This window comes from Mesorhizobium sp. M2D.F.Ca.ET.226.01.1.1, assembly GCF_004022705.2.
GTDB lineage: Bacteria > Pseudomonadota > Alphaproteobacteria > Rhizobiales > Rhizobiaceae > Mesorhizobium.
In genome coordinates, this window is the sequence record NZ_RZOY02000002.1 from 722,578 (window position 1) to 743,523 (window position 20,946).

Annotated in this window: 17 protein-coding genes and 2 pseudogenes; 5 read left to right on the forward strand and 14 right to left on the reverse strand. The window is 57.5% G+C overall.

The window, feature by feature from the left end:
- The first annotated feature begins 35 nt into the window (after positions 1 to 35).
- The gene (locus tag EN869_RS07290; RefSeq protein ID WP_126097362.1) at positions 36 to 734 is read left to right on the forward strand and encodes an OmpW family protein; all 699 of its coding nucleotides are present in this window, start codon (positions 36 to 38) and stop codon (positions 732 to 734) included.
- A gap of 739 nt (positions 735 to 1,473) precedes the next feature.
- Here the strand turns inward: EN869_RS07290 and EN869_RS07295 are convergent.
- Positions 1,474 to 1,692, reverse strand: coding sequence for a helix-turn-helix transcriptional regulator (locus tag EN869_RS07295; RefSeq protein ID WP_029354714.1), 219 nt, complete (start codon positions 1,690 to 1,692; stop codon positions 1,474 to 1,476).
- Positions 1,693 to 1,801: 109 nt separating this feature from the next.
- Between EN869_RS07295 and EN869_RS07300 the strand changes: the two genes are divergently transcribed.
- Positions 1,802 to 2,068, forward strand: coding sequence for a DUF2285 domain-containing protein (locus EN869_RS07300; RefSeq protein ID WP_126097361.1), 267 nt, complete (start codon positions 1,802 to 1,804; stop codon positions 2,066 to 2,068).
- Between the two features lie 479 nt (positions 2,069 to 2,547).
- Here the strand turns inward: EN869_RS07300 and EN869_RS07305 are convergent, their stop codons facing one another.
- A complete protein-coding gene (locus EN869_RS07305; protein WP_126097360.1) occupies positions 2,548 to 2,781 on the reverse strand; it encodes a helix-turn-helix transcriptional regulator in 234 nt (77 codons plus the stop codon).
- Positions 2,782 to 2,897: 116 nt separating this feature from the next.
- On the opposite strand from EN869_RS07305, the gene EN869_RS07310 reads away from it, so the two are divergent.
- Positions 2,898 to 3,179, forward strand: a complete 282-nt coding sequence (locus tag EN869_RS07310) for a DUF2285 domain-containing protein (protein WP_126097359.1) — start codon at positions 2,898 to 2,900, stop codon at positions 3,177 to 3,179.
- A 530-nt stretch (positions 3,180 to 3,709) separates the two neighbouring features.
- Here EN869_RS07310 and EN869_RS07315 read toward each other — a convergent pair.
- On the reverse strand, positions 3,710 to 4,447 hold the full coding sequence (locus EN869_RS07315) for a LuxR family transcriptional regulator (RefSeq protein WP_127225496.1): 738 nt from the start codon (positions 4,445 to 4,447) through the stop codon (positions 3,710 to 3,712).
- A 935-nt stretch (positions 4,448 to 5,382) separates the two neighbouring features.
- Positions 5,383 to 6,789 (reverse strand): aminotransferase, encoded by a 1,407-nt coding sequence (locus EN869_RS07320; RefSeq protein WP_063169303.1) that lies wholly within the window; start codon positions 6,787 to 6,789, stop codon positions 5,383 to 5,385.
- Between the two features lie 352 nt (positions 6,790 to 7,141).
- Between EN869_RS07320 and EN869_RS07325 the strand changes: the two are divergent.
- Positions 7,142 to 7,576: pseudogene (locus EN869_RS07325) on the forward strand (transposase); the annotation flags it as partial.
- Positions 7,577 to 8,089: 513 nt separating this feature from the next.
- On the opposite strand, the gene EN869_RS07330 reads toward EN869_RS07325, so the two are convergent.
- The 9 genes from EN869_RS07330 to EN869_RS07370 form a co-directional block, all read right to left on the reverse strand.
- Positions 8,090 to 8,596, reverse strand: coding sequence for a TIR domain-containing protein (locus EN869_RS07330; RefSeq protein ID WP_126097358.1), 507 nt, complete (start codon positions 8,594 to 8,596; stop codon positions 8,090 to 8,092).
- A gap of 9 nt (positions 8,597 to 8,605) precedes the next feature.
- Positions 8,606 to 9,466 (reverse strand): DUF4231 domain-containing protein, encoded by an 861-nt coding sequence (locus tag EN869_RS07335; RefSeq protein WP_095488148.1) that lies wholly within the window; start codon positions 9,464 to 9,466, stop codon positions 8,606 to 8,608.
- Between the two features lie 1,413 nt (positions 9,467 to 10,879).
- Complete coding sequence (locus EN869_RS07340; RefSeq protein WP_095488146.1) at positions 10,880 to 11,377, reverse strand: Lrp/AsnC family transcriptional regulator; 498 nt, start codon at positions 11,375 to 11,377, stop codon at positions 10,880 to 10,882.
- A gap of 489 nt (positions 11,378 to 11,866) precedes the next feature.
- Complete coding sequence (locus tag EN869_RS07345) at positions 11,867 to 13,411, reverse strand: fumarate hydratase (protein WP_126097357.1); 1,545 nt, start codon at positions 13,409 to 13,411, stop codon at positions 11,867 to 11,869.
- Positions 13,412 to 13,417: 6 nt separating this feature from the next.
- A complete protein-coding gene (locus EN869_RS07350; RefSeq protein WP_126097356.1) occupies positions 13,418 to 14,851 on the reverse strand; it encodes an NAD-dependent succinate-semialdehyde dehydrogenase in 1,434 nt (477 codons plus the stop codon).
- Positions 14,852 to 15,046: 195 nt separating this feature from the next.
- On the reverse strand, positions 15,047 to 15,973 hold the full coding sequence (locus tag EN869_RS07355; protein ID WP_126097355.1) for a LysR family transcriptional regulator: 927 nt from the start codon (positions 15,971 to 15,973) through the stop codon (positions 15,047 to 15,049).
- 135 nt (positions 15,974 to 16,108) lie between these two features.
- Complete coding sequence (locus EN869_RS07360) at positions 16,109 to 17,020, reverse strand: CoA ester lyase (RefSeq protein WP_126097354.1); 912 nt, start codon at positions 17,018 to 17,020, stop codon at positions 16,109 to 16,111.
- 136 nt (positions 17,021 to 17,156) lie between these two features.
- Entirely contained in the window at positions 17,157 to 18,308 is a 1,152-nt protein-coding gene (locus EN869_RS07365) for a CaiB/BaiF CoA-transferase family protein (RefSeq protein WP_167498460.1), read from the reverse strand.
- Between the two features lie 14 nt (positions 18,309 to 18,322).
- Positions 18,323 to 19,576 carry a methylaspartate ammonia-lyase gene (locus EN869_RS07370; RefSeq protein ID WP_126097352.1) on the reverse strand — a complete coding sequence of 418 codons (1,254 nt, stop codon included), beginning with the start codon at positions 19,574 to 19,576 and terminating at the stop codon, positions 18,323 to 18,325.
- A gap of 353 nt (positions 19,577 to 19,929) precedes the next feature.
- On the opposite strand from EN869_RS07370, the gene tnpB reads away from it, so the two are divergent.
- Positions 19,930 to 20,169: an IS66 family insertion sequence element accessory protein TnpB gene (tnpB, locus tag EN869_RS07380; RefSeq protein WP_126097350.1), complete on the forward strand. Its 240-nt coding sequence runs from the start codon at positions 19,930 to 19,932 to the stop codon at positions 20,167 to 20,169.
- A 506-nt stretch (positions 20,170 to 20,675) separates the two neighbouring features.
- On the opposite strand, the pseudogene EN869_RS07385 reads toward tnpB, so the two are convergent.
- A pseudogene (locus tag EN869_RS07385) lies at positions 20,676 to 20,946 on the reverse strand (hypothetical protein); the annotation flags it as partial.

A 20,946-nucleotide genomic window follows, 5' to 3' on the forward strand; every position in this document is an offset into this window, starting at 1 on the left:
AGTGCATCCTTTCTGAACATCAAGGAGTGAATCTCATGGCGAGAACGCGAATGGGCGTAGCGCGGGCAACAGCAGCGGCGGTGGCCCTGATCATGGTGGGACAGCAGGCCGTCGCCGCGGAGCCTGCGCAAGCAGAGACCGTCCTGGCGGAGACGGGAGCCTCGGTCACCGAAGCGCCAATCCCTTGGCAGATCCGCCTGCGGGCGTTGGGCGTCGTTACGAAAGATCTGGGCTACGTTGATACGCTTCCCGGCTCCGGTCTTTCGTATTCGGACACGGTGACGCCGGAACTCGATATCTCGTATTTCTTCACCGACAACATCGCCGCCGAACTCATACTCGGTACCACCTATGCCAACATCGCGGGCCAAGGGACGATCGGAGGGTTGGGCAACATCGGCAAAGTTTGGCTGCTGCCGCCGACGCTCACGTTGCAGTACCATTTTACCGATCTCGGCGCGTTCAAACCTTATGTCGGCGCAGGCGTGAACTACACGATCTTCTACAACCAGGACACTGGCAGCGCTGATGCTCTCAAGGTGAAGAACACGTTCGGCACGGCGCTGCAGGTCGGATTCGACTACATGGTGGACCAGCACTGGGGCCTCAACTTCGACGTGAAGAAGCTTTTCCTGAAGCCGGACTTCGACGTCACGGTGGCCGGCGCGAAGCTGACGGGGAAGGCGGAGCTCGATCCCTGGCTGATAGGCGCAGGTGTCACCTACCGCTTTTGAATATCAGAGTGAAGTCTGCTTCCCGACTGCCGGTTTAAATGAAGGGCGCCTCGCGCGCCCTTTTTTACGGTCGACACTGCAGGGCGAGACCTCATGAAGCCGATTGTCGAGAGGGCGGGGCTCTCTTCCGGCGGACCAAGAAGGTGCACTGGCCAGCAGGCCTCGCGCCTGAGATGGAGGGCTTAGAAGCGCTTTGGATCGGGACGGGCTTTGGTATTGTGGGTGGAATGCTTCAGCCAGACTATTTGCCAGCATCGTCTCCCGGACGTTATGTCTGAGCTTCGTGTCAGCGCAAGGCGAACACGCGACTCCTAGATGCCGACACGATGGCTGGTTCAGCCATGCTGCGACAGTTGCCTGTTTTTTCGGTTCCTTTGCTGTTCGCGCGCTAACCGCAACGCTCCATACTAGTCTCGCGTGCCTGTCCCCGTGGGGCGGGCGACAGAAAGCGATTAGGCCCGCTGAAAGAGGCAGACCGCATCCGAAGGACCGTAACCAAGAGAAGGACCTGAAGCGAGAGCGAAGGTTGCGGCAGGCCGCGGCGGGCCTAAAAGGGAATGCCGACCACCCCACGTCCCAGGAAAAGCTGACAAAAACGCAGCGGCCGACTGTCCAATAGGGTGCGCCCGCGCGAGGGCGAGCTAAATGGCAGGGGCTGCCGGGGGACCTAAGAAAAGCGTGGGCTCACAAGCACCCGGCGCGCGCCATCAGGCCGCCAGCTACTTGGAGGGCGGGGGCATCAGGCCTGTTTGTCGGGCCGAACCAGATCCATGTGGCTGACGCCGAGGGCCAATGCCAGTTCATAGATCGTGATAATTGTCGGATTTCTTCGGCCTTTCTCCAAGCCGCTGATGTACTGCTGACTGAACCCGGAAATCTCCGCAAGCTGCTCCTGCGTCAGGCGCTTCCTTTGCCTGATCCTCTGCACATTCCGTCCGACCAACTTGCGCATATCCATGCACGCAAGCCAGCGGATCAGGCGGCTTGAGTTTATCAACTATAATATGTAATCCACATTTAGCAGGCACAGGGCTTCGCGGGTCCATCGGCCGGAGATAGAATTAGCGATGTTGCAGCCCAGATCGAACACGCCGTTCGCCGACGAGGTCCCCTGGTCGGACCGCATCACGCCCTACGACAAGGACCACTTTACAACCTATATGAGGCTCCTGGACGCCTCAGCCGACAACGCCACTGAAGAGGAAATGGCCCATGTGATCCTCGGCATTGATCCGGCACGCGAACCGGAGCGCGCACGGAACGTTCTTCGCAGTCATCTCGACCGTGCAAACTGGGTGGTGACGAGCGGCTACAAGGATTTGTTCGCCAATTGACGAAATGGGCGGTGCGGTCGCTTCGCTTCAAGCAACGAAGTAGCGCAACCACCATGCATCGACGCATCACCACAGCGCGAATGCCGCTCCAAGATGATCGCGAGGACTTCCAGTCGGCGCGGATGGCCCTGCGCTTCGCTGGTCTCATCGTTTTGTCCTCCGCTCGCCAATGGCTGCTTCCCAGGAAGCGGTGCGGCGGCGAGTCATGACAGGAAGGGGCGCGCCGTCTGAGCCGCACCGCATCCGGAGGACCGGATGGACGACCTACTGAAAGCTCACAGCTGGCTAAGGGTTGCGGGACGCCGCGGCGGGCCTAGAAGGATACGGCGCCACCTGCTGGGAAAGGCACAAACAGAGAGAATTGCGAGAGTCTAACGACGCGCTAGGAGGCGCAGCGGAATGGTCGAGACGCCAGAGCCAAGAAAAGCGGGGATCAATCCACCGGCACACGGCACGCGCGGTGAGGGCGCGGGCGCCCACTACGTGCGCAGGCTCAACAGAATCTCACACGGATCAGCATCGAGGGCCGCAGTTACGTCGAGAAACTCAATGATATCGAGACGCCGCTCGCCACCCTCATATTTCGCCACGAAAGATTGCGGACGACCAAGCTTCTCAGCCACCTGCGCCTGCGTCAGCCCTTTGACATTGCGCAGTGAGATCAACTGGGCCAGAAACCGCTGGTGGCGGGGAGATCGAAGAGATTTGGGCATTTAGGTGAACCGGTCAGGTAGAGACCGGCTCAGCGACTAATCCCCGTTTCGGATTATCCCATTTTGGGATATTCTGCCTTGCATCCAGCGATCAACATGCGAGGTTCGCGGCAGACATGAATCGATCACCGGGAACAGATAGGACTCAAAGCTCAACACTGCTCGACGAAGTCCCTTGGTCTGACCGTCTTACCTCCTACGACAGGGCGCACTTTACCATCTATATGAGGCTCCTGGACGCCTCAGCCGATGAGGCGCCCGAAGAGGAAATGGCCCAACTGATCCTCGGCATTGATCCGGCACTTGAACCGGAGCGCGCCAGGAAGGCGCTTCGTAGTCATCTCGACCGTGCGAACTGGATGGTGACGAGCGGCTACAAGGAATTGTTCGCCAGCTGACAAATTCGCAGTGCTCGGTCATAGAAGCAGGCAGTTCCTGTGGCAGCCACGGTCAGGCTGATCGGGACCTGCACTACAGCCCCGGCAAAATGGCCCCAGTGGCGAGCACAATTAAGTTCCCAGGAAATCGGGTTTGGCAACCGAGCGTCTGACGTGATAGAAGGTTCCGCTCTGTCTGGATGGGTATTAGCCCGGAGCAGCACTCCATATCGTGCCGGCGCTCGACGAAGGGTCCACCTCTTCGCTTTCAAGCCGCATAACCGACAGCCATCGCCCTAAGTTAAGGGTTTAGAGATTACCGGCAGGCAGGTATGCAAGCGGGCCATCCTCGGAAACTATATAACCGCACGACTAGCTCGTCAGCGACGAAACACCCGCTCGAGCACCCATAGACTATGAGCACCGGCGCGGACTGGAAGAATACGGCTGCATCGCCCGAGCCGGCGGAACAGAAGATCTTGGCATCCAGTCAACGCTCGATACAAGGCGTGCGATCGAATGGCCCGAGCACAAGGGGATCAGAAAGCTTCTCAGAGAATTGAGGACCCTTCGGACCCCAAAAGGGCTATAGCCTGATTTTGGGTTCGCACGCCTAGCTTCTTCTTGGCATTGTCCAAATGAAAAGCGATCGTGCGTGGCTTGATACCCAAGATGCGGCCGGTCACCCAGGCTGAATTACCCCGCGCTGCCCACCTCAGGCACTCATATTCGCGGGATGTCAGCGAAATCCCATCCACTGTTCGATCGCTCGGCAATTTGCGGCGAACGCAACGATGAAAGCAGGCCGCCATCAGTTGAAGAGCTTGTTCGTACCGCTCAGCGACCCGAAGAAATACTGGACGAGGCTCATCGGCGGCAAAAGTAACCGCAGCGATGCGGCCGCGGAGATCGACAATTGGGATCGTCAAACCGCAGCAGATGCTGAATTGAGCCGCCTCATCGAATAGCTGCTGTTGAGCCGGCGACATTTTATCGCCTCCGAAATTCGATCCCCAGTGAAACGGGCAGCCGCCATTTCGAGCACGCAAGACCACAGGATCGAGTTTCTCATACTGATTTTCCAGATACTGTCTGGTCCAGCGGGGTGGACAGTTTGAAATTAGCCTCGGTTTGCCGGAAGGCCGTGCTGGCAAGGAGAGGTAGGCAAAGAAGATTAGGTCAAGTCGTCCGGCCGCCTCAGCCATGGCATCCCGGAAATCTGCCTCATCGACACTCTGTGACAGTCTTTCTAGGAATGTCTCGAAAACAAGTGGCATGTCCCTCGTCATCGTCGCGCTCGATTCTTCCTCTTTCTGCACGCCTTCCGGCTGCGTCGTGTATGTCCCGACAAACGTGATTGAATCCGCGGGCGTCGCTGGGCTGACCGGGCTCCAGAATGCTGCCACACTTTCGATCTTCGTCGGTCATCCCAATCATGCTGGGCTCACCCGATGGGCGTCTGGCAGACGCCTCATGATCTCAACAGCTCAATCAGAGAATCTCCATGCATTAAATCATGACCGCCCCTGCACCGACCAAACCAGGAGAAATCATCCTGCGCTGACCAAAAGCCATCATTGACCCCAGCTTTTGCAGGAATTTGGGTCGGCATTAGCATAACAATTCGGATAGCCGCTCATCCCCCACCCGGGGCGCCGTGATCCGCAAAGAAGTGTTGCGATGCTTTCTTTTCTTTGATAGGCAAATCGTCTCAACAATATTAAAATGCCTTTCCTTGTGAACGGGGTGGCGTGTGAGTATCGTCCTTTTATATACCTGACGTGATAAAATTCACCGCAATGATTATTCTGCTCTTTGTGATGTGAAGGAAGATAATCATCGGCATTGCCGCACTTTGGAACCGGCGACCGTGGCCCGCTGCAATGATGTAAAGGGCACGTCTAAGCTCAATCTGCATCGGAACGTGCAGATGACCTTTACCAGACCCTCGATTCCGCACGGGCCATAATGATACTGATTACGTGGGTCAAAAAGGGCGCCCTGCCGGCGGGGAGGTACACCCGCAGGGCGCGCCGCACAGAGGTCCTGGTCGTTGGGCAACAGGACAGCGGCGGCAGATCTGATTCGGTTACAAATCGTGACTGAAATAGCCCGGAGCATGCTCAAGATCAGATATCTGGAATTCAACAGTTTTGGGTCTGCTCGGCGCAGTAGCGCGCAGGGACATGCCTGCCTCCGGACTCGCTCCTTCGCGATCGCAAAATCATACGGCACCCTCGGCCTTCAGCGCGCGATAGGTGGTATCGACCGACTTTACCGTCGCGTCGACAATGATGTCGATCTCTTTTCGGGTAATGATCAGGGGGGGGGCATAACCGAGGATGTCGCCATGCGGCATGGCCCGTCCGATGACACCATTCTCAAACAGAGCAGCTGCAGTGCGCACCCCGACCTGAAGGTCGGGTTCGAATGGTATCCTTTGTTTTGGGTCCCGCATCATCTCTACGGCCGACAGGATACCCACTCCGCGAACTTCACCAACGATGGGATGTCCCGCCAGCTCGGCCTTCATCCGGTCTTGCCAATACGGTCCAACATCGCGGACATGCTCCAGAATATTTTTTTCTTTAAGCAGTCGAATATTGGCGAGCGCGGCTGCGGCACAAAGCGTGTGCCCCGAATATGTCCAGCCGTGGCCGAGTGCGCCGTGCTTCTCAGTTCCTTGTTCCAAAACCGACCAGACACGGTCGCCAATGATTGACCCGGAGATGGGGAGGTAGGCGGAACTCAAACCCTTTGCGATGGTCACGAAATCCGGACGCATGTTATACAGGTGGGAACCGAACTTCTCGCCGGTTCGCGCGAAGCCACAGACCACTTCATCCGCGATTAGAAGGATATCGTATTTGTCGAGCACCGCTTGAATGGACGTCCAGTACCCTTTGGGGGGCGGCACAATACCTCCTGTCCCAAGTACCGGCTCTCCGATAAAAGCTGCAACCGTTTCCGGTCCTTCGGCCAGGATCAAGGCTTCAAGCTCATCGGCACAGCGCCGGGAGAACGCTTCCTCGCTCTCCTCGACACGCGCCTGGCGGTAATAGTGCGGCGTGGTTGTATGGCGCACCAAATCCAGAGGCAGGTCGAAGAAATTGTGAAAGAAGGGAAGGCCAGTTAGGCTACCCGTGACCAATCCAGACCCGTGATAGCCGCGATTTCGCGAGATGATCTTTTTCTTTTCGGGCCGGCCAAGAATGTTATTATAGTACCAGACCAGCTTGATGTTGGTTTCGTTGGCATCGGAACCGGAGAGGCCGAAATAGACCCTTCGCATGTTCTGACCGAAATACTCGACCACGGCCTCTGCCAACAGGGCGACCGGCTCCGTACCTTGGCTGGCATAGACGTGCGCGAACGGCAATTCGTGTGCTTGCCTGGCAATGGCCTCGGCGATCTCCGTGCATCCATATCCCATGTTGACGCAGTAGAGTCCTCCGAAACCGTCGAGGCTCCTTCGGCCTTCGGTGTCCCAGATATAGACGCCTTCCGCACCGGCCATAATCCTATTTGGCGTTTCGCCTCGGCTGTGCTTGGCCAAATGCGTAGAAGGATGGAAGACGAAGCTTCTATCCTTCTCCCGGAGTTGCTCGGTTCCCAGATTGCTCAAGCGCATGTCCCTCTCCTCGCGATAAATTGGCGGAGGGCACTCGGCCAGCCACCTGTTTAGCAAATAGCATACCGGAAACGTCCCTCGAGTTTCTCGGGAATGCAGGTTATTGGCCGTGGAATTCGCGGGATCGGCCCGAATTGCCGTGAAAACTAAGGCGTCACCTTCGCCTTAGCCGAGGGTCGGGGGCGCGTCCTGCAAACACGAACAGCTTACGACGCGCATGCGCCCACCATAGTGCCCGATTAGCGGGCGATATTGGGTAGTGTGCTGAGGGTTCTGCAAATTCGCTGAGAGAGGGCGGTCATGGCAGGCTGGTGATGTTCAACGTCACCGATTCCCTGGAAGGAACGCCACCATGACCAAGACAGAAAGTAAGACCGCCAGCGCTGCCGTCAAAGACATTCTGCTTTCGAATCCGGATGGATTGCACGAGGTGATCCGCGCGGTGATGCAGGAGGTGCTCGAGGCCGAGATGGACGAGGCGCTGGGTGCTTCGAAGAGCGAGCGCACGCCGGAGCGTCTCGGCTATCGCTCGGGTTACTATGGCCGCACGCTTGTCACCCGGGTCGGCAAGCTTGAGCTGCGGGTTCCGCAGGACCGGGCGGGCCGCTTCTCGACCGAACTTTTCGAGCGTTACCAGCGTTCCGAGCGGGCCTTGGTGGCGACGCTTGCGGAGATGTATGTGCAGGGCGTGTCGACCCGGAAGGTCAAGGCGATCACCGAAGAGCTGTGCGGCCATGAGTTCTCGGCCTCGTCGATCTCGGCCATCAACAAGCGGCTGGACGAGAGCCAGAAGGTTCGGCCCGGCAAAGACGCGCGGCGAGAGCTCCTTGCCATCGACATCTTGATTCGCAGCCGACCAGCGCCGCCAAGTTCTATCGGTCAGCGTGTTGCCTTTCTTGCGATCGCAGATTCGTGGTTGCAGCGCAGGGCGAGCCGAGCTGCGGCTCGCAGGAGGGGGCAGCCGACAGAATTGCGCGGCCTGAAAAGCTGCCTCCATCAATGCTCGCCGCTCGTGCAGTCTCGAAACGCTGGATCAAGCCTCAACGTCGAACAGCCGCTCCTTTTCCTCGCGAAACCAGCGCCCTCGCGCGACGTGATCGTGCCTGACGATCCGACGCTTCGAGCGGGGCTCCTCAAATAGGTTGCACATGACCTGCAGCTTTCTGCCAAACTCAGCAAATCGGACGTCTTCTTATCATCGCTCGGCAAGCTCGGAACAGGCTGGCGGTCGTTGCTAAGGCTAGTCGCCGCCAGCGGATGGCGAGGATGTTTTGGCGGCTAAGTGCTTTTAGGTGGGCGATTATAAGCCGAGATCGCGATAGGTGCTTTCGCCATAGCTCCTGGCGCCATCGCCACGCTGAGCGTTTGAAAGCCGATGAAATTCGCTCGGCCAATTGGCTAGCGCGTGCTTGATGGCCTTCATCTTGAACGGCACGTGCACAACACATTTGTCCCTGATGATAGGCGGACAGCTCACATCTTGTTGCCGCGAGCCGTTAAGGTTTGCTGCGATTATCGGCAGACCTAGATCAAGAGCCAATTCCATTTCCCAGCGCACGAAGCGAAAAAGGTTTTTCGTCTTCTCACCGATCAGGACAAGTACCTGGCTCGATCCATTCATTCTGTTGCGAAGATTGCGTTTAACATAATCTTCGTCCTGTGCTCGGCCCGTCATATTGTCCAGATCGTGAGCGTTCGCGAATTCAAAACTCACATTCTCGCTGGCGTTCCACCCTTTCATAAAGCGGTATGCCCAAGCGTCTTCATCGCCGTCAAATATTACATAGGTCGGATCGCTGTATGCCATTGTTGTCTCTTAGTTGTTTTGACGAGCAACCCACTGGGTGTGCTCCCGTGAGAAAGCCAGTTCGGCTTCGTTCACCGCGGCGGAGAATGCCTCATCCGAGTTGGCGTCCGTAATAAGGTCGGCAGTCAAGCCGATCTCGTGAGCTGTCAACGTGTAAGCCGATGCCAATTCGTTAAATTTCTTGATCTGGGTCCACCCGATAAGGGAGGCGGCGATGACAATTAGCGGCTCGGTCGGCCAGCCTGGCATCGCGGGGTCAGCGATGCGTACTACGATGAACGAGAATCCCAGAGCGTATGCAAAAATACCAAGGCCCATCCAGACTTTCGCGGACCTCTTGTTCGAGCGCGCCTTCTTCTCGTACCACTTCCGTTGGTCGCAGATTCGTCTCTGCAGATATAGGTCTTTTCGTTCTTTTCGCGGGGAGTCCCTTATCGACATCATCTCGTCCGTTGTTTGGGGCGATGCTGAATCGGTGCCGCTCAACGCGCTACCAAGGTGACGATTGCTATCAAGGATATCTTCCATGAGCTTTCGAAAATCAGCTCTGGCGTCAGCCGCGCGCGCGTCATCGAACGGCTGTGCTCGCATCGCGAAGCGCCAAGTCAATGTCTTCACCGACTCTGCCAGAGCTCGAGCCTGATACCAGACCTGCTCGGGCTTTGTGACCGACCGGAAAATGAGGACTCCCATTGAGCAAAGAAATACCGCAGCATAGACACCGAAATAGGCTTTTGATGACGACAAGTCCAAAGAGAGCACCGACGCTAAAAAAAGAAGAACGTACTCTGCCCGGATCAGGCGCAGAAACGTCGCCTGCTGCTCGTTGGATGCCACGTCGGCGCTATTATAGAGTCCAGGATATTTCATTTTTGAAGCACACCAGTCTATTTTGTGGCGGTAAATTCTTTAAGCCAGGATTTGGCAAACGTGAGGTTAGCAGTCGAGCTTACAGAGCCTATTCTTGAGCGAGGCGCGGTCCCTCTGTTCATAAACAGGAATGCAGGTCCTGTCCCATCAATGTAAGGGTATAGGCCCAAAAATTCTTGCCCGGAGAATGTTTCCGAAGAATTTTTTGCCACGGGCAGAACCGCTACCGCGGTCCGAAACCCATCGAAAAAGCCAAGCTCCCAAGGCATCCATCTGGATCCTGGAGAATTGTTTGAATGCACATAGATAAGCGTCTTTGACTGCCTCATACGGGTTCGCAGCAACTCGGCGGTGGCCGAGGAGACCTTTGTGCGGTCCAGTTGTGAATCTTCGACCCAATCTACGTAAGCAGTGAACCCAAGCTCCTCGAAAATTCGCTTCACACCGAGAATGATCTCTGCGTCCTTGAAAGAATGTGACAGAAAAACGTCGAATGACGATCTGGCTGTAGCTGCGGCCGTCTCTTCCTTTAGAACGATCGATGCGGCTCTATGTCCTCGACTGGCATTCGCAACTCTTTTCAGCTCTGCCTCGGTCAGTAGCACTATTCAAATCCCCCCATGATCTGTTCGCAATCTATGAACTTGACGCCCATTCGATTAAGCGACCCTTGTCTTGTGAAAACTGGCACCATGCTCTCCAGCCGGGTAGCGCAACCTCCACCTTCTCAAAGACCACGTCGGCTGGCAGGAGTGACCGGCCTTGTCACCCACCTACGCGCCCCCGGCACAGCCATGCTCCTCACTTAGAAGGCTGCGGAGACCAGCAATGTCAAACAGGACAGACGATCTCCTAATCTCGATCAGCAACGAACTTAGGACGTAAAAACGCGATGGAGCGATCTCCGAATGTCCGCAGGCGTCGAGGGCCCGGTTGGTCGTCAAGGCCGAGCGGGCCAGCTTGCACTCCCGCTATCCGTCGGCTTGCCAAACCCTCGCTGTAGATTTCGCCCCCTACACGGATGCGCTGACCGCGACTAAGCTCAATCGCCACTGATCGCCAATCCAGGGCGAAAGTTCCCCCCTTGAAGTAGCGGTAGAGGCATTTTTCGGCACTTCGCATCTTAGATATGGACGCCTCCTCAACCAGGCACGATCCGGTTTGGCTTCTCGCCGTAACCGTGCTGGGCAAGTGCGTCCGATGGCTGCTTCGATCCGTCTCCTGGAATGATCGGTTCCAGATTGCTCAAGCGCATCGTCCTTCCTCGCCATCAACTGGCGGATAGCGCTCGGCCACCTTTTTCCAGCAATTAGTATACCGCAAATGTCCCTTGAGTTTCGTCGGAATGGGCGCCTTTTGCCGACGAATCTACGGGATCCGCGCCAAACGCCGTTGAAACTTAAACTTTCGGTTTCACCGTTGCCTCAGTGCGGACAAAGGTATCGGTGAATTGGACTTCACTGGTTTCGTGACGACAAGGCTATAGTATTGATCAATGCCCAAGCCTGCCTGCAGCAGTCCCTCCATGAAATCCTGATAGGCGGCCATAGAAGGAGATGCGACCCGCATCAGATAATCGACGCGCCCCCCAATTGCCCAGCAGTCCAGGATTTCCGGGATCTCTTGGATTGCAGTTTCGAAGTGTCGTTGGTCCTCAAGACGATGGCGATCCAGCACGACTTCTACCATCACAAAGATCATGCCGCCAATGAGGGCAGGACTCAGTCGCGCATAGAATCCCTCAATAATCCCTGCGGCCTTGAGTGCTCGGAGCCGCTCCGAACAGGCCGACGCCGAAAGATGAACTCGTTTTGCAAGCTCACTTTTTGAAATCCGACCGTCTGCCTGAATCTCGGAGAGAATCCGGACGTCCCAACTGTCGAGTTGCACGGGGTCGGGTTTCGACTTCATAACCTGTTGCTCTCAAGCAGCGATGACAGCGCCTTGTGCGCCGATCAATTCTATCCATCTTGAATGACCGAATGTAGTAGTGGAACGCATCCGTTCTCGGTCCGAAATGTGCCAGAATGGGGTACGACAATCAGCTGAGGGAGAGCGATCCGCTGAGAAAAGCTGCAGAAGTACTTTGGCTATCGCCCCGACGCCTAACGGGGCAATGATGCCGCTGGAGAGAATAGTCGGCGGCGGCGAAGACCTCCTAATAAATAGATACCCCATTTTCTTGAATCTCCGCTGCCGTACTTGATAGACGTGCGACAGCATTCGAGCCTCGATCGCGTGGACGGCATACTCAATGCAGTATTCAGTGGCACATTCAGCTATTGGGGTGAATTGAAGGCCTTGCTCGTCCGGCTCGCGGAGGCGCAAGGCACCGCAAATGCCGCTCGTCTCACGGCAATTTGACGCTGGAGTCTGGCCGAAATCGCCCAACGGAAAGACTCAAACGCCAATGTTGCGTGCGATGCTGTCGGCCGCCATACGCTTACGCCACTCAAGAGGCCCGGAATTGTGAATGGAGTTTCCCTCAACATCGACGGCCATGATAACAGGCATGTCCTGCACATCGAATTCATAGATGGCTTCCATGCCCAGGTCTTCAAAGGCAACGATCCGCGCCGCCTTAATCGATTTTGAGATCAGGTACGCAGCGCCACCCACTGCAGCAAGGTATGGCGTTTTGTGTCTTACAATCGAGGCGATGGCCGCCGGTCCCCTCTCCGCTTTGCCCACCATCGCGAAAAGGCCGGTTTCGGCGAGCACCTTGTCCGTAAAATCGTCCAAGCGGCTGGAGGTTGTTGGACCGGCGGGTCCAACGATCTCATTTCTCGCTGCCCGGACGGGACCGACGTAGTAGATCACGCGTCCCCGCAGATCGACTGGAAGCGGCTTGCCGGCATCGATCAGTTCGACCATTCGCTTGTGGGCAGCGTCACGGCCCGTCAGCATCTTTCCAGACAGCAGGAGCGTTTCACCGCAGCGCCACGATGCCGTCTCTTCCTTCGTCAGCGTATCTAAATTGACCCGCCGGACGCCGGCTGGGTTCAATTCGTCGGCTCCGATGTCGGGCCATTCGCGCAAATCGGGCGGCTGGAGGCTGATGGGTCCAGAGCCGTCCAAAGTAAACTTCAGGTGCCGGTTGGCGGCGCATTGCGGGATGAGCGCCACAGGCTTGGACGCTGCATGAGTAGGATAGGTCGCAACCTTGACGTCAACGACTGTCGTCAGACCACCAAGGCCTTGGGCGCCGATACCAAGCGCGTTGATCCGCTCATAAAGCTCAATCCGCAGCCCCTCCTCTGCGCTTGACGCCCCCCTTGCGATCAGTTCCGCCATATCGATGGGCTCGTTCATGGCCTCCTTGGCCAGCAGCATCGCCTTTTCAGCGCTACCACCGATGCCGACAGAGATCAGTCCAGGTGGACACCACCCGCTGCCAAGGGTCGAAACGGTATTGACCACCCAGTCGGAAACGGAGGCGCTGGGATTGAGGGTGGTAAAACGTGCCTTGTTCTCCGACCCGCCGCCTTTTGCGGCGATGGTGACCTCAATCTGGTTACCTTGCACCAGGTCGACATGGACAACTGCCGGCGTGTTGTCGCGGGTGTTGACCCGTCTGGCGAGGGGATCCGCAACGATCGATGCCCGAAGGGGATTGTCCGGATCGAGATAGGCTTGACGTACGCCCTCATTCACAAGATCAGCGAAACTGGCCGTTGACTTAATGCGGGCATCCATGCCGACCTTTGCGAAGACAACCACAACTCCGGTGTCCTGACAAATCGGGCGCCGCCCAAAGGCCGCCATGCGGGAGTTCAGCAGAATCTGACCTATGGCATTCTTCGCCGACGGGCTCTGTTCTCGCGTGTATGCGTGAGAAAGAGACCGGATATAATCTGGAGGATGATAGTACGAGATGTACTGAAGAGCGTCGGCGACGCTTCTTGTGATGTCCTTGCCAGCGATGGTCCGTGTTCTATTTCCCACCGGATTTTATCCAAATGACCCGAGGCCATTCACCATTTTCAGAATCTGGAAGCTTCGCACCCCCTGCTCGCCGCCTTCATATCCATAGCCGCTTTGCTTGACTCCTCCATAAGGGGCATCAGCGGAAACCCCTTTCAGGTAATTCACACTAACAGCGCCCGCAGAAAGACCGCCCACAAGCCTCTGTTGCGTATCGGCCGCGCCAGTAAACAAGTAGGCGGCCAGACCGTACTCCGTGGCGTTGGCTTCATCGATCGCCTCTTCGATCGTATCGAAAGGAGCCACGCTGAGAATTGGTCCGAACGGCTCTTCATGAAGCACTCTCGCTTCCTTCGGTACGCCAGTCAGGATGGTTGGCGGCCAGTAAAACCCCGGTCGGTCAAGGGGGGTGCCACCGGTCTCGATTTGGGCGCCGCCCTCTACCGCATCTTTGGTCAGGCGTTGCATGGCCTCGATTCGCCGCGCGTTTGCCATGGGACCCATCTGCGTTGCAGGGTCATCCGGTGGACCGATCCTGATTTTTCGGACCGCCTCCGTCATCCGGAACAGGAATTCCTCATAGCGGGATCGGGCGACAAGAATCCTGCTGGGCGCATTACAACTCTGGCCCGCGCACTCGAATTTGTATTCCGAAATAGCCGGTATCGCCGTTGCCAGGTCGGCATCTTCGCACACAATAACCGGGGAATGTCCACCGAGCTCAAGGATGCAGCGCTGCAGATTATTCGCGGCCAGTGTGGCCAGCTGTTTCCCAACAGCGGTCGACCCCGTGAACGTCAAGACTTTGACAATTGGCGAACTGAGCAGATGCCGTGATATATGCACAGGAACACCGAACACCAGGTTGACCACGCCTTCCGGTATCCCTGCTTGACGCAAAGATTCCACGATATGGACAGCCACGCTTGGCGTCTCTTCGGCCCCTTTGAGGATCACCGGGCAGCCTGCCGCCAGCGCGGGGGCGAGCTTGCGGGCGATGAGAACGGCTGGATAGTTCCACGGCGTAAAGGCAGCGACGACACCGAGGGCCTCCGGCACGATCATCCTGTTCGGACCCAACGGAATCGGGGTCGACAACTCATCGGCATGCCGGCCATTCCATTCCAGCGTTTCGACTGCGCGCGCGTACTCTCCTGTTGCTTCGGCAATCGTCTTTCCCTGTTCGGACGACAGGTCCCTGGCTGCGGCGCCAGCTTTCTCTGCCAGAATGCTGGCGGCAGAGACGAGTATCTCGCCACGCTCTTTGGCGGGTCGTGAGGACCACGCCTTGCGGCTGCGTTCTGCCGAAGCAAGAGCTTCATCCAAGTCTGAAACCGTAGCCGAGGCCACTGAGGCAAATACCTTCTCCGTCGCCGGGTTGATCACCGGCAAAGTGGCTCGGCTACCACCGGCTCGCCATTTGCCATTAATGAAGAGCTCGTAACTCTTGGCGTCGGACATCGCGGGCTCCACTTGACTGAATTCTTGCATACGAGCGCAGTTTCGATATCGAAACTGCTGAACTCGCTTGAGCCAGTTTCATCGCGATGGTCGCGGCGGGTCAAATATCGAATATTGCCGAAATCCATCTGGAATCCAGATCGGGCTGGTCCTAATGGCCGCAAAAGATCATGCCCAGCTTTAAAGGTTAGTTTGTCAGGTCGCCTCAGGCGCCACCGCTGCCCAGCTCCGGATTTCAATCAATTCTCGAGCGACCTTCGGAATGAGCGTGCGGACTGCGGACACGGCGGCGGAACGCTCATCTTTCGGGTTTACAGCAAGCACAACGGAGCGGGTAATCACCGGATCCACGATCTTGACCGTACGGACCAGACCCTGAGAGGCTTCTTTCTGAACCGCAGACGCGGCGAGAATAGAATGCGCTTTCCCCTCTACGACCATGTTGATGATCGTTGAAAGCGAGTCCACTTCAAACCTGACGTCCAGCGCGCAACCGTGCTGTGCGACGACGTCAGCCACCGAACGCCTGACATTGTTATTGCGCATGGGAACCGCCAGGGGGAATGCATGCAGGTCGGCCAGAGATATCGCATCTTCGAATGGCGGCTCACCCGACGGTACCACCAGACAAAGGTTTTCGCGCGCTATCACCGTCATTCGGCCTACGCTATCCGCAGTGCGGTAGAGTACCGCCAGATTGAAGCGTCCAGCAGCCATCCACTCCTCCAGCGGTCCCGTCATACCCTCGACCATCTTGAGGGAGACCCTGGGCAGTTCGTTTCTCACCGACTCAAGCAGGGGGCCGCTCAGGACGCGGGCAGCTCCAGACGGAATGCCAATCGTCACCTCCCCGGCGGGGGAAGCAGCTGTGTTGGTCAATTCCACCTCGGTAAGTCGAATTTCTTTAAGAATCGCCCGAGCGCGTTCGAGCAGTTTGGCTCCTGACGCCGTCACGCTCACACCGGTCCTGTCGCGTATCAGCAGTTGAGTGCCGAAGGCTTCCTCCAGTTGACGCACATGCAGGCTCAGCGCACTCTGGGCAACATTAAGGAAGCCAGCGGCCTTCGTGAAACTGCCTGCTTCGACCACACCGACGAAGTATCTTAACTGCCTGATTTCCACGAGTACCCATCCGAGAGCGGACTGCAATTAGTTTAATCTATCTCGAAATGCGATGGCGCGACAGCAATAATTGTGCCGAGTTGCATAACTCCTAGCCGTAGGGTCGCTCCAGTTTGGTAACCAACCTCTGAGGCCTCAGACGCCCAACCCGGCGCCCGGATCCGTGGCGATGATATCTCGGGCCCTTTGGATAACCGGTGGATCGACCATCCTTCCGTCCAGGGCGAACGCGCCTATGCCCTGCGCCGTCGCATCTTTCTCCGCCGCGAGGACACGACGGGCCCATTCGAGTTCCTGTGGGCTTGGCGAAAAAGCGTCATTGAATATGGCAACCTGGTTTGGATGGATCGCCAAAGCTCCGGCAAAGCCGAGCCGCCGTGCACGCTCCGCAGCCTCACGAAGTTTGTGAGTGTCAGAGAACGCGCCAATGCTTCCTATGAAGCCCAGCGGGAGCAACCCCGCCGCACGGGCGGCAAAAAGAACAGAAAGGTTTGGCGTCAAGAGAAGATCAAGTTCTGGGGCGCCGCCAACAGCGGCACTAAAGTCTTCAGGGCCAAGGGCCATTGCGACCATCCTGGGATGTGACGAGGCAATGGCCGATAGCTCTTGCAAGGCACCTGGGGTCTCGATTTGGGCAAGAAACCGGATACATCCCAACGGAAGATTTCTTTCTCGTTCGAGTTCCGATACCGCATTCGCGATCTCAGCTACCCACGCTGCCGAATCCACTTTCGGAAGAACAAGTGCATCAACGCCCGCCATCACGGCTGCGTCGAGATCGGCCGCCAAGGCTCGCAAACCGCGATTCACGCGAACTAAAACAGAAGCGCCCCTGCGGCCCACCTTTGCCACGGATGCACCAAGCTGGCGCCGTGACTCACCTTTTTGATCCTGGGGAACGGAGTCCTCTAGGTCGAGTATGATGCCATCTGCCCCGCGCTCATGAGCCGCCTCCACAAAACGCGGAACATGAGAAGGAACGAAGAGCAGAGATCTCCATCGGCGAATGGACATCGGGCTTTCAACGGCCGGAATGGTGCCCTTCATGAAGTCGCCTCTGGTGCCGGTTTTAGCGCGGGCTGTGTCAGTGAGCTGGCTGGGCGGCCGTGGGACTGGAAAGGGTTAGGAGTAGGCATGCACTCTGTGGGTCGCAACCGCGCCCCCTTCCCGACAAGGCGCGCGCTCACGCTGACGCAGCTCGTTCGCGCAAACGTCCCAGAACCTCCTCGCGGACAGCCTCGGTATGAGCTCCAAGAGCCGGAACGGGGCGCAGCAAAGGGCGCTCAGAGTTGAAGATCGCCGCCGGCGCTATCGCCTCGATGGTTCCTTCGGGTGTTCCGACCTGCACCTTGCGAATGTGTGGGTGCTTTGAAACATCCGCGACTTCGTTCAGTCGGCCATATGCCAACCCGGCCGCCTCAAGCTCCTGCATTGCTTCGTGGCATAACAGTTCGGAAAACCGCTGTTCGATGATCTCATCAAGTTGCGCACGGTGACCGAGGCGCTCCATATTATCGGCGAAACCAGGTGTGCGTATAAGCCCCGGCTGCTTCAGGAACTTCTCGCAGAAATTCACCCATTCACGGTCATTCTGAACCGAAAAGATGACCTCTTTGCCGTCGGCACAGCGATAGGCGCCATACGGCGCGAGCGACGGGTGTTTTACGCCCGCGCGAACCGTGTGATAGCCGCCGTATTCGTTTTGAAGAACCGGCACGTTCATCCAGTCGGCGACGGCATCGAACAGTGACACCTGAATGCTGGTCCCGTCGCCGGTGACCTCGCGGTGATACAGCGCCTGAAGAATGGCACTGTGCGCTGTCATGCCTGCCGAGATGTCGCAAACCGACACACCCACACGGGCGGGTCCCTGTTGCGTCCCGGTGATCGCACACAGACCAGTTTCGGCCTGGACGATGAGATCATAAGCCTTCAAGTGGGAATACGGCCCCTGCTCCCCGAAACCAGAGATATCGCAGGTGATCAGCCGCGGAAAACGTCGACGCAGATCCGCAGACCCGAAACCCAATTTTTCGATACTGCCCGGCTTTAGATTTTGGATCAAAACGTCGGCACCGGCAATGAGCGTATCCAGGACGGCACGATCCGCCTCAGATCTCAGGTCCAGACAGACTGACTCCTTACCCCGGTTGAGCCAGACGAAGTAAGCGCTCTGACCCCGCACCAACTTGTCGTAATTTCTGGCAAAATCCCCTTCGGGCCTCTCGATCTTGATCACCCGGGCGCCGGCATCAGCAAGGCGAGACGAAGCGTAAGGCGCAGCAACCGCCTGCTCCACGGCAACGACGGTGATCCCCTCAAGAGACTTCTGCATGCGACACCGTGTTTTCATCCAACGTTTTCGTTTTGAATTCGACGACGGTTCAGCATAGCCAGCAACCGATTTTGTTCGTTCCCAACTATTGAGAATGCCTCGTCGACACCCATTCCAGGCTTCGCAAGCATCATGTCTGCCTGGGTCGCCACCGATATGTGGACAGAAGCTTGGGCAGAGAGATCTGTCTCGGTACAGCTTCCTCCAACGTACGCGCCTACCTTGTTCTCCTTGCACAGGAGCACGGCATGTGCCGTGTCAGCCAATGAACCGACATCGGGCGTCTTGATCTGGACAAGATGCGCGGCCCTCGCTTCGGCAAAGAGCCGAATATCCTCGAGCGTGTTGCACCTCTCGTCCACGACAATCCGAGCGCTGGATCCCCGGTCATCCAGAATCGATACTATCCGGGCGTAGTTATCAATTTGCGCTTGCGTGGAACCAAAATCCGCGGGGCACTCAACGTTAAGCGTGACACCCGGAACGGTATCGGCGACCCCGCAGATAAAGTCGGCGATCCGTTGCGGGTCCAAGCCAATTTCTAGTCCTATCCAGCCGTACACATCGAAATGCAGCACCGGATCGTAACCCTGGCGGCCGATTTGGCGCGTGCGCTTTGCAACCCACTTCACAAGCTCCATGAAGGTCTGGCCGCCCACCCCGAATTTCTGCCGTGAATTGATCAGGCCGTGGGGGAGAACATCCACACCCTTCAGAATCATCTTGTCAACGTTGATTTCGCGAGCATCGCCGCTTTGGCAGTAAATCGGGACCGCGCACGTCGGCAGCGGCAGATCGAATTCATTACATATTACCTCTGCCATCGTACTGTGGTGGAGATGGGCCGCGGCGCGGAGCAGCGCCTGGCTGACGCCATACTCAAGCGCGAGAGGCAGCCGCTTATGTTCAAAGGGCTCGAAAACCTTTGCACAGGCATCAACGAAACGAGACGCATCGACGTCGAGCAGCCGGGGCGCCACAACGCCTGACGTCAAATCCGCGGTTTGAGCGGCTTCAAACAACGGATCGCGCCCGCCCGCACCAGAGTATTGGACGCTCATCATATCGCCCCAGACAACTGTATCGTCGCTGAGGACAAGCCCCACGCTGAGCGAAGATGCCGGAACGCGAATGGAGGTGAACCCCGTCGTCATCGGTCTGCCAACATAGATGAAACCGTCTTGGATTGCTCCGGCGCCGATGGCGGCTTGGTCGTCATAGAAGAACGCGCCATTTCCGGGCGCGAGCAGGACGTCTCTGATCTGCACTTCGCTTCGCTCAATGTATTCTAGAGGGCCACTCGGTGCGCGATTATGCGCCACTTGGCATTGAGTTAGCCAATATAATGTTCTGGACCGTCCCATCGCGTTTTCAGATAGCTGGGGCCAGAGTTTCCGAGATCGCTCGATCGGCCGGCATTCATGGGAGCCAGCTTTTCCGGTGGCGCAAAGAGCTTTGCCAGATCTCGGCGCCATCAGTGCCACTGCTCGTGCAGTGGAAGTCGTCGAGGAGCGGCCTGCGGCGCAGCCGCCTGTGCAGCAACCACCGATACCGCGACGGCGCAAAAAGAGCAGCACGGTGACGATCGAGCTTGGCGGCGCCCGTCGGCTGCAGGTCGAGGGTGACATCGATAGCGAGGCGCTCGGCCGGATGGCTTGCCACTGGCTATACGGATGTGCTCAAGGGCTTCCCCGGCCTTGCATTGATGGTGCAGAAGATCTTGAAGCGCGATCCGCACAGCGGCCACTTGCTCGGGCGTCAGGGAGGGCTGATCAAGGTGATCTGGCATGACGGCCAGTGGGCCTGCCTTTTTACGAAATGGACGTTTTATTTGGCCACGTGGCCGACGGCACCCTGGTGATCACGCCCGCTCAACTGGCGCATGCCGCAAATAACCTGGAGCGCGACTCGGCGGGATGAGCAAAGTCGTTGCACGGAGGAGCGAATATTCGTCATGGCCGATGAGCCGATCAGCTTCCTGATGATCTTGCCAGTGCGCACGCGATAATCCTCGCGGAGCTGGCCGCCCGCGCGAGGCACCCGGCGATCGCAGAGGCGCCATGGGAATGGATGCGGAGCGAGCGGGCAAGACTGTCCCGAAGCCTGTCCGGTTGTTGAGCCGATCGACCACTCTCAAATACGTTGCCGAGATGCTCGAGAGGACTGAGCACCTACGACGGCTATCGCAACCGAATTAAGCGAAACTGTCCTCCTCTTCACCTAAGACGACATCAACAACATTCGGCAAACCTACACGAGCGCAGGCTACCGGTGATGCTCCGCCCAAGCCTGCGGCAGGAAATCCCGATGCCATAGCCATCTCGGCCTTGCCCTATGGGGACTCATATCTGGCTCTGGTGACTCAGCCTAGGGGATGCCGATTCCGAAGGATCGCGTGTGAGCGAGATCGAGAATGCGATTGATCAAGCTCGAGTAGCTATGTCCGGCAGTCATAGCGGCCAAGGCGTAAGTGCCGCACATACTCAGCCCCGGCATCGAGTTGATCTCCAGGACAAAGGGCTGACCGGAGCGGTCGATCCGGAGGTCGACGCGGGCGTAGTCCCGGCACTGGCAGGCACGGAAGGTCGCAACCGCAATGTCCTGCAGCAAAGTTGCAAGGCTGCTCTCGACTTGCGCC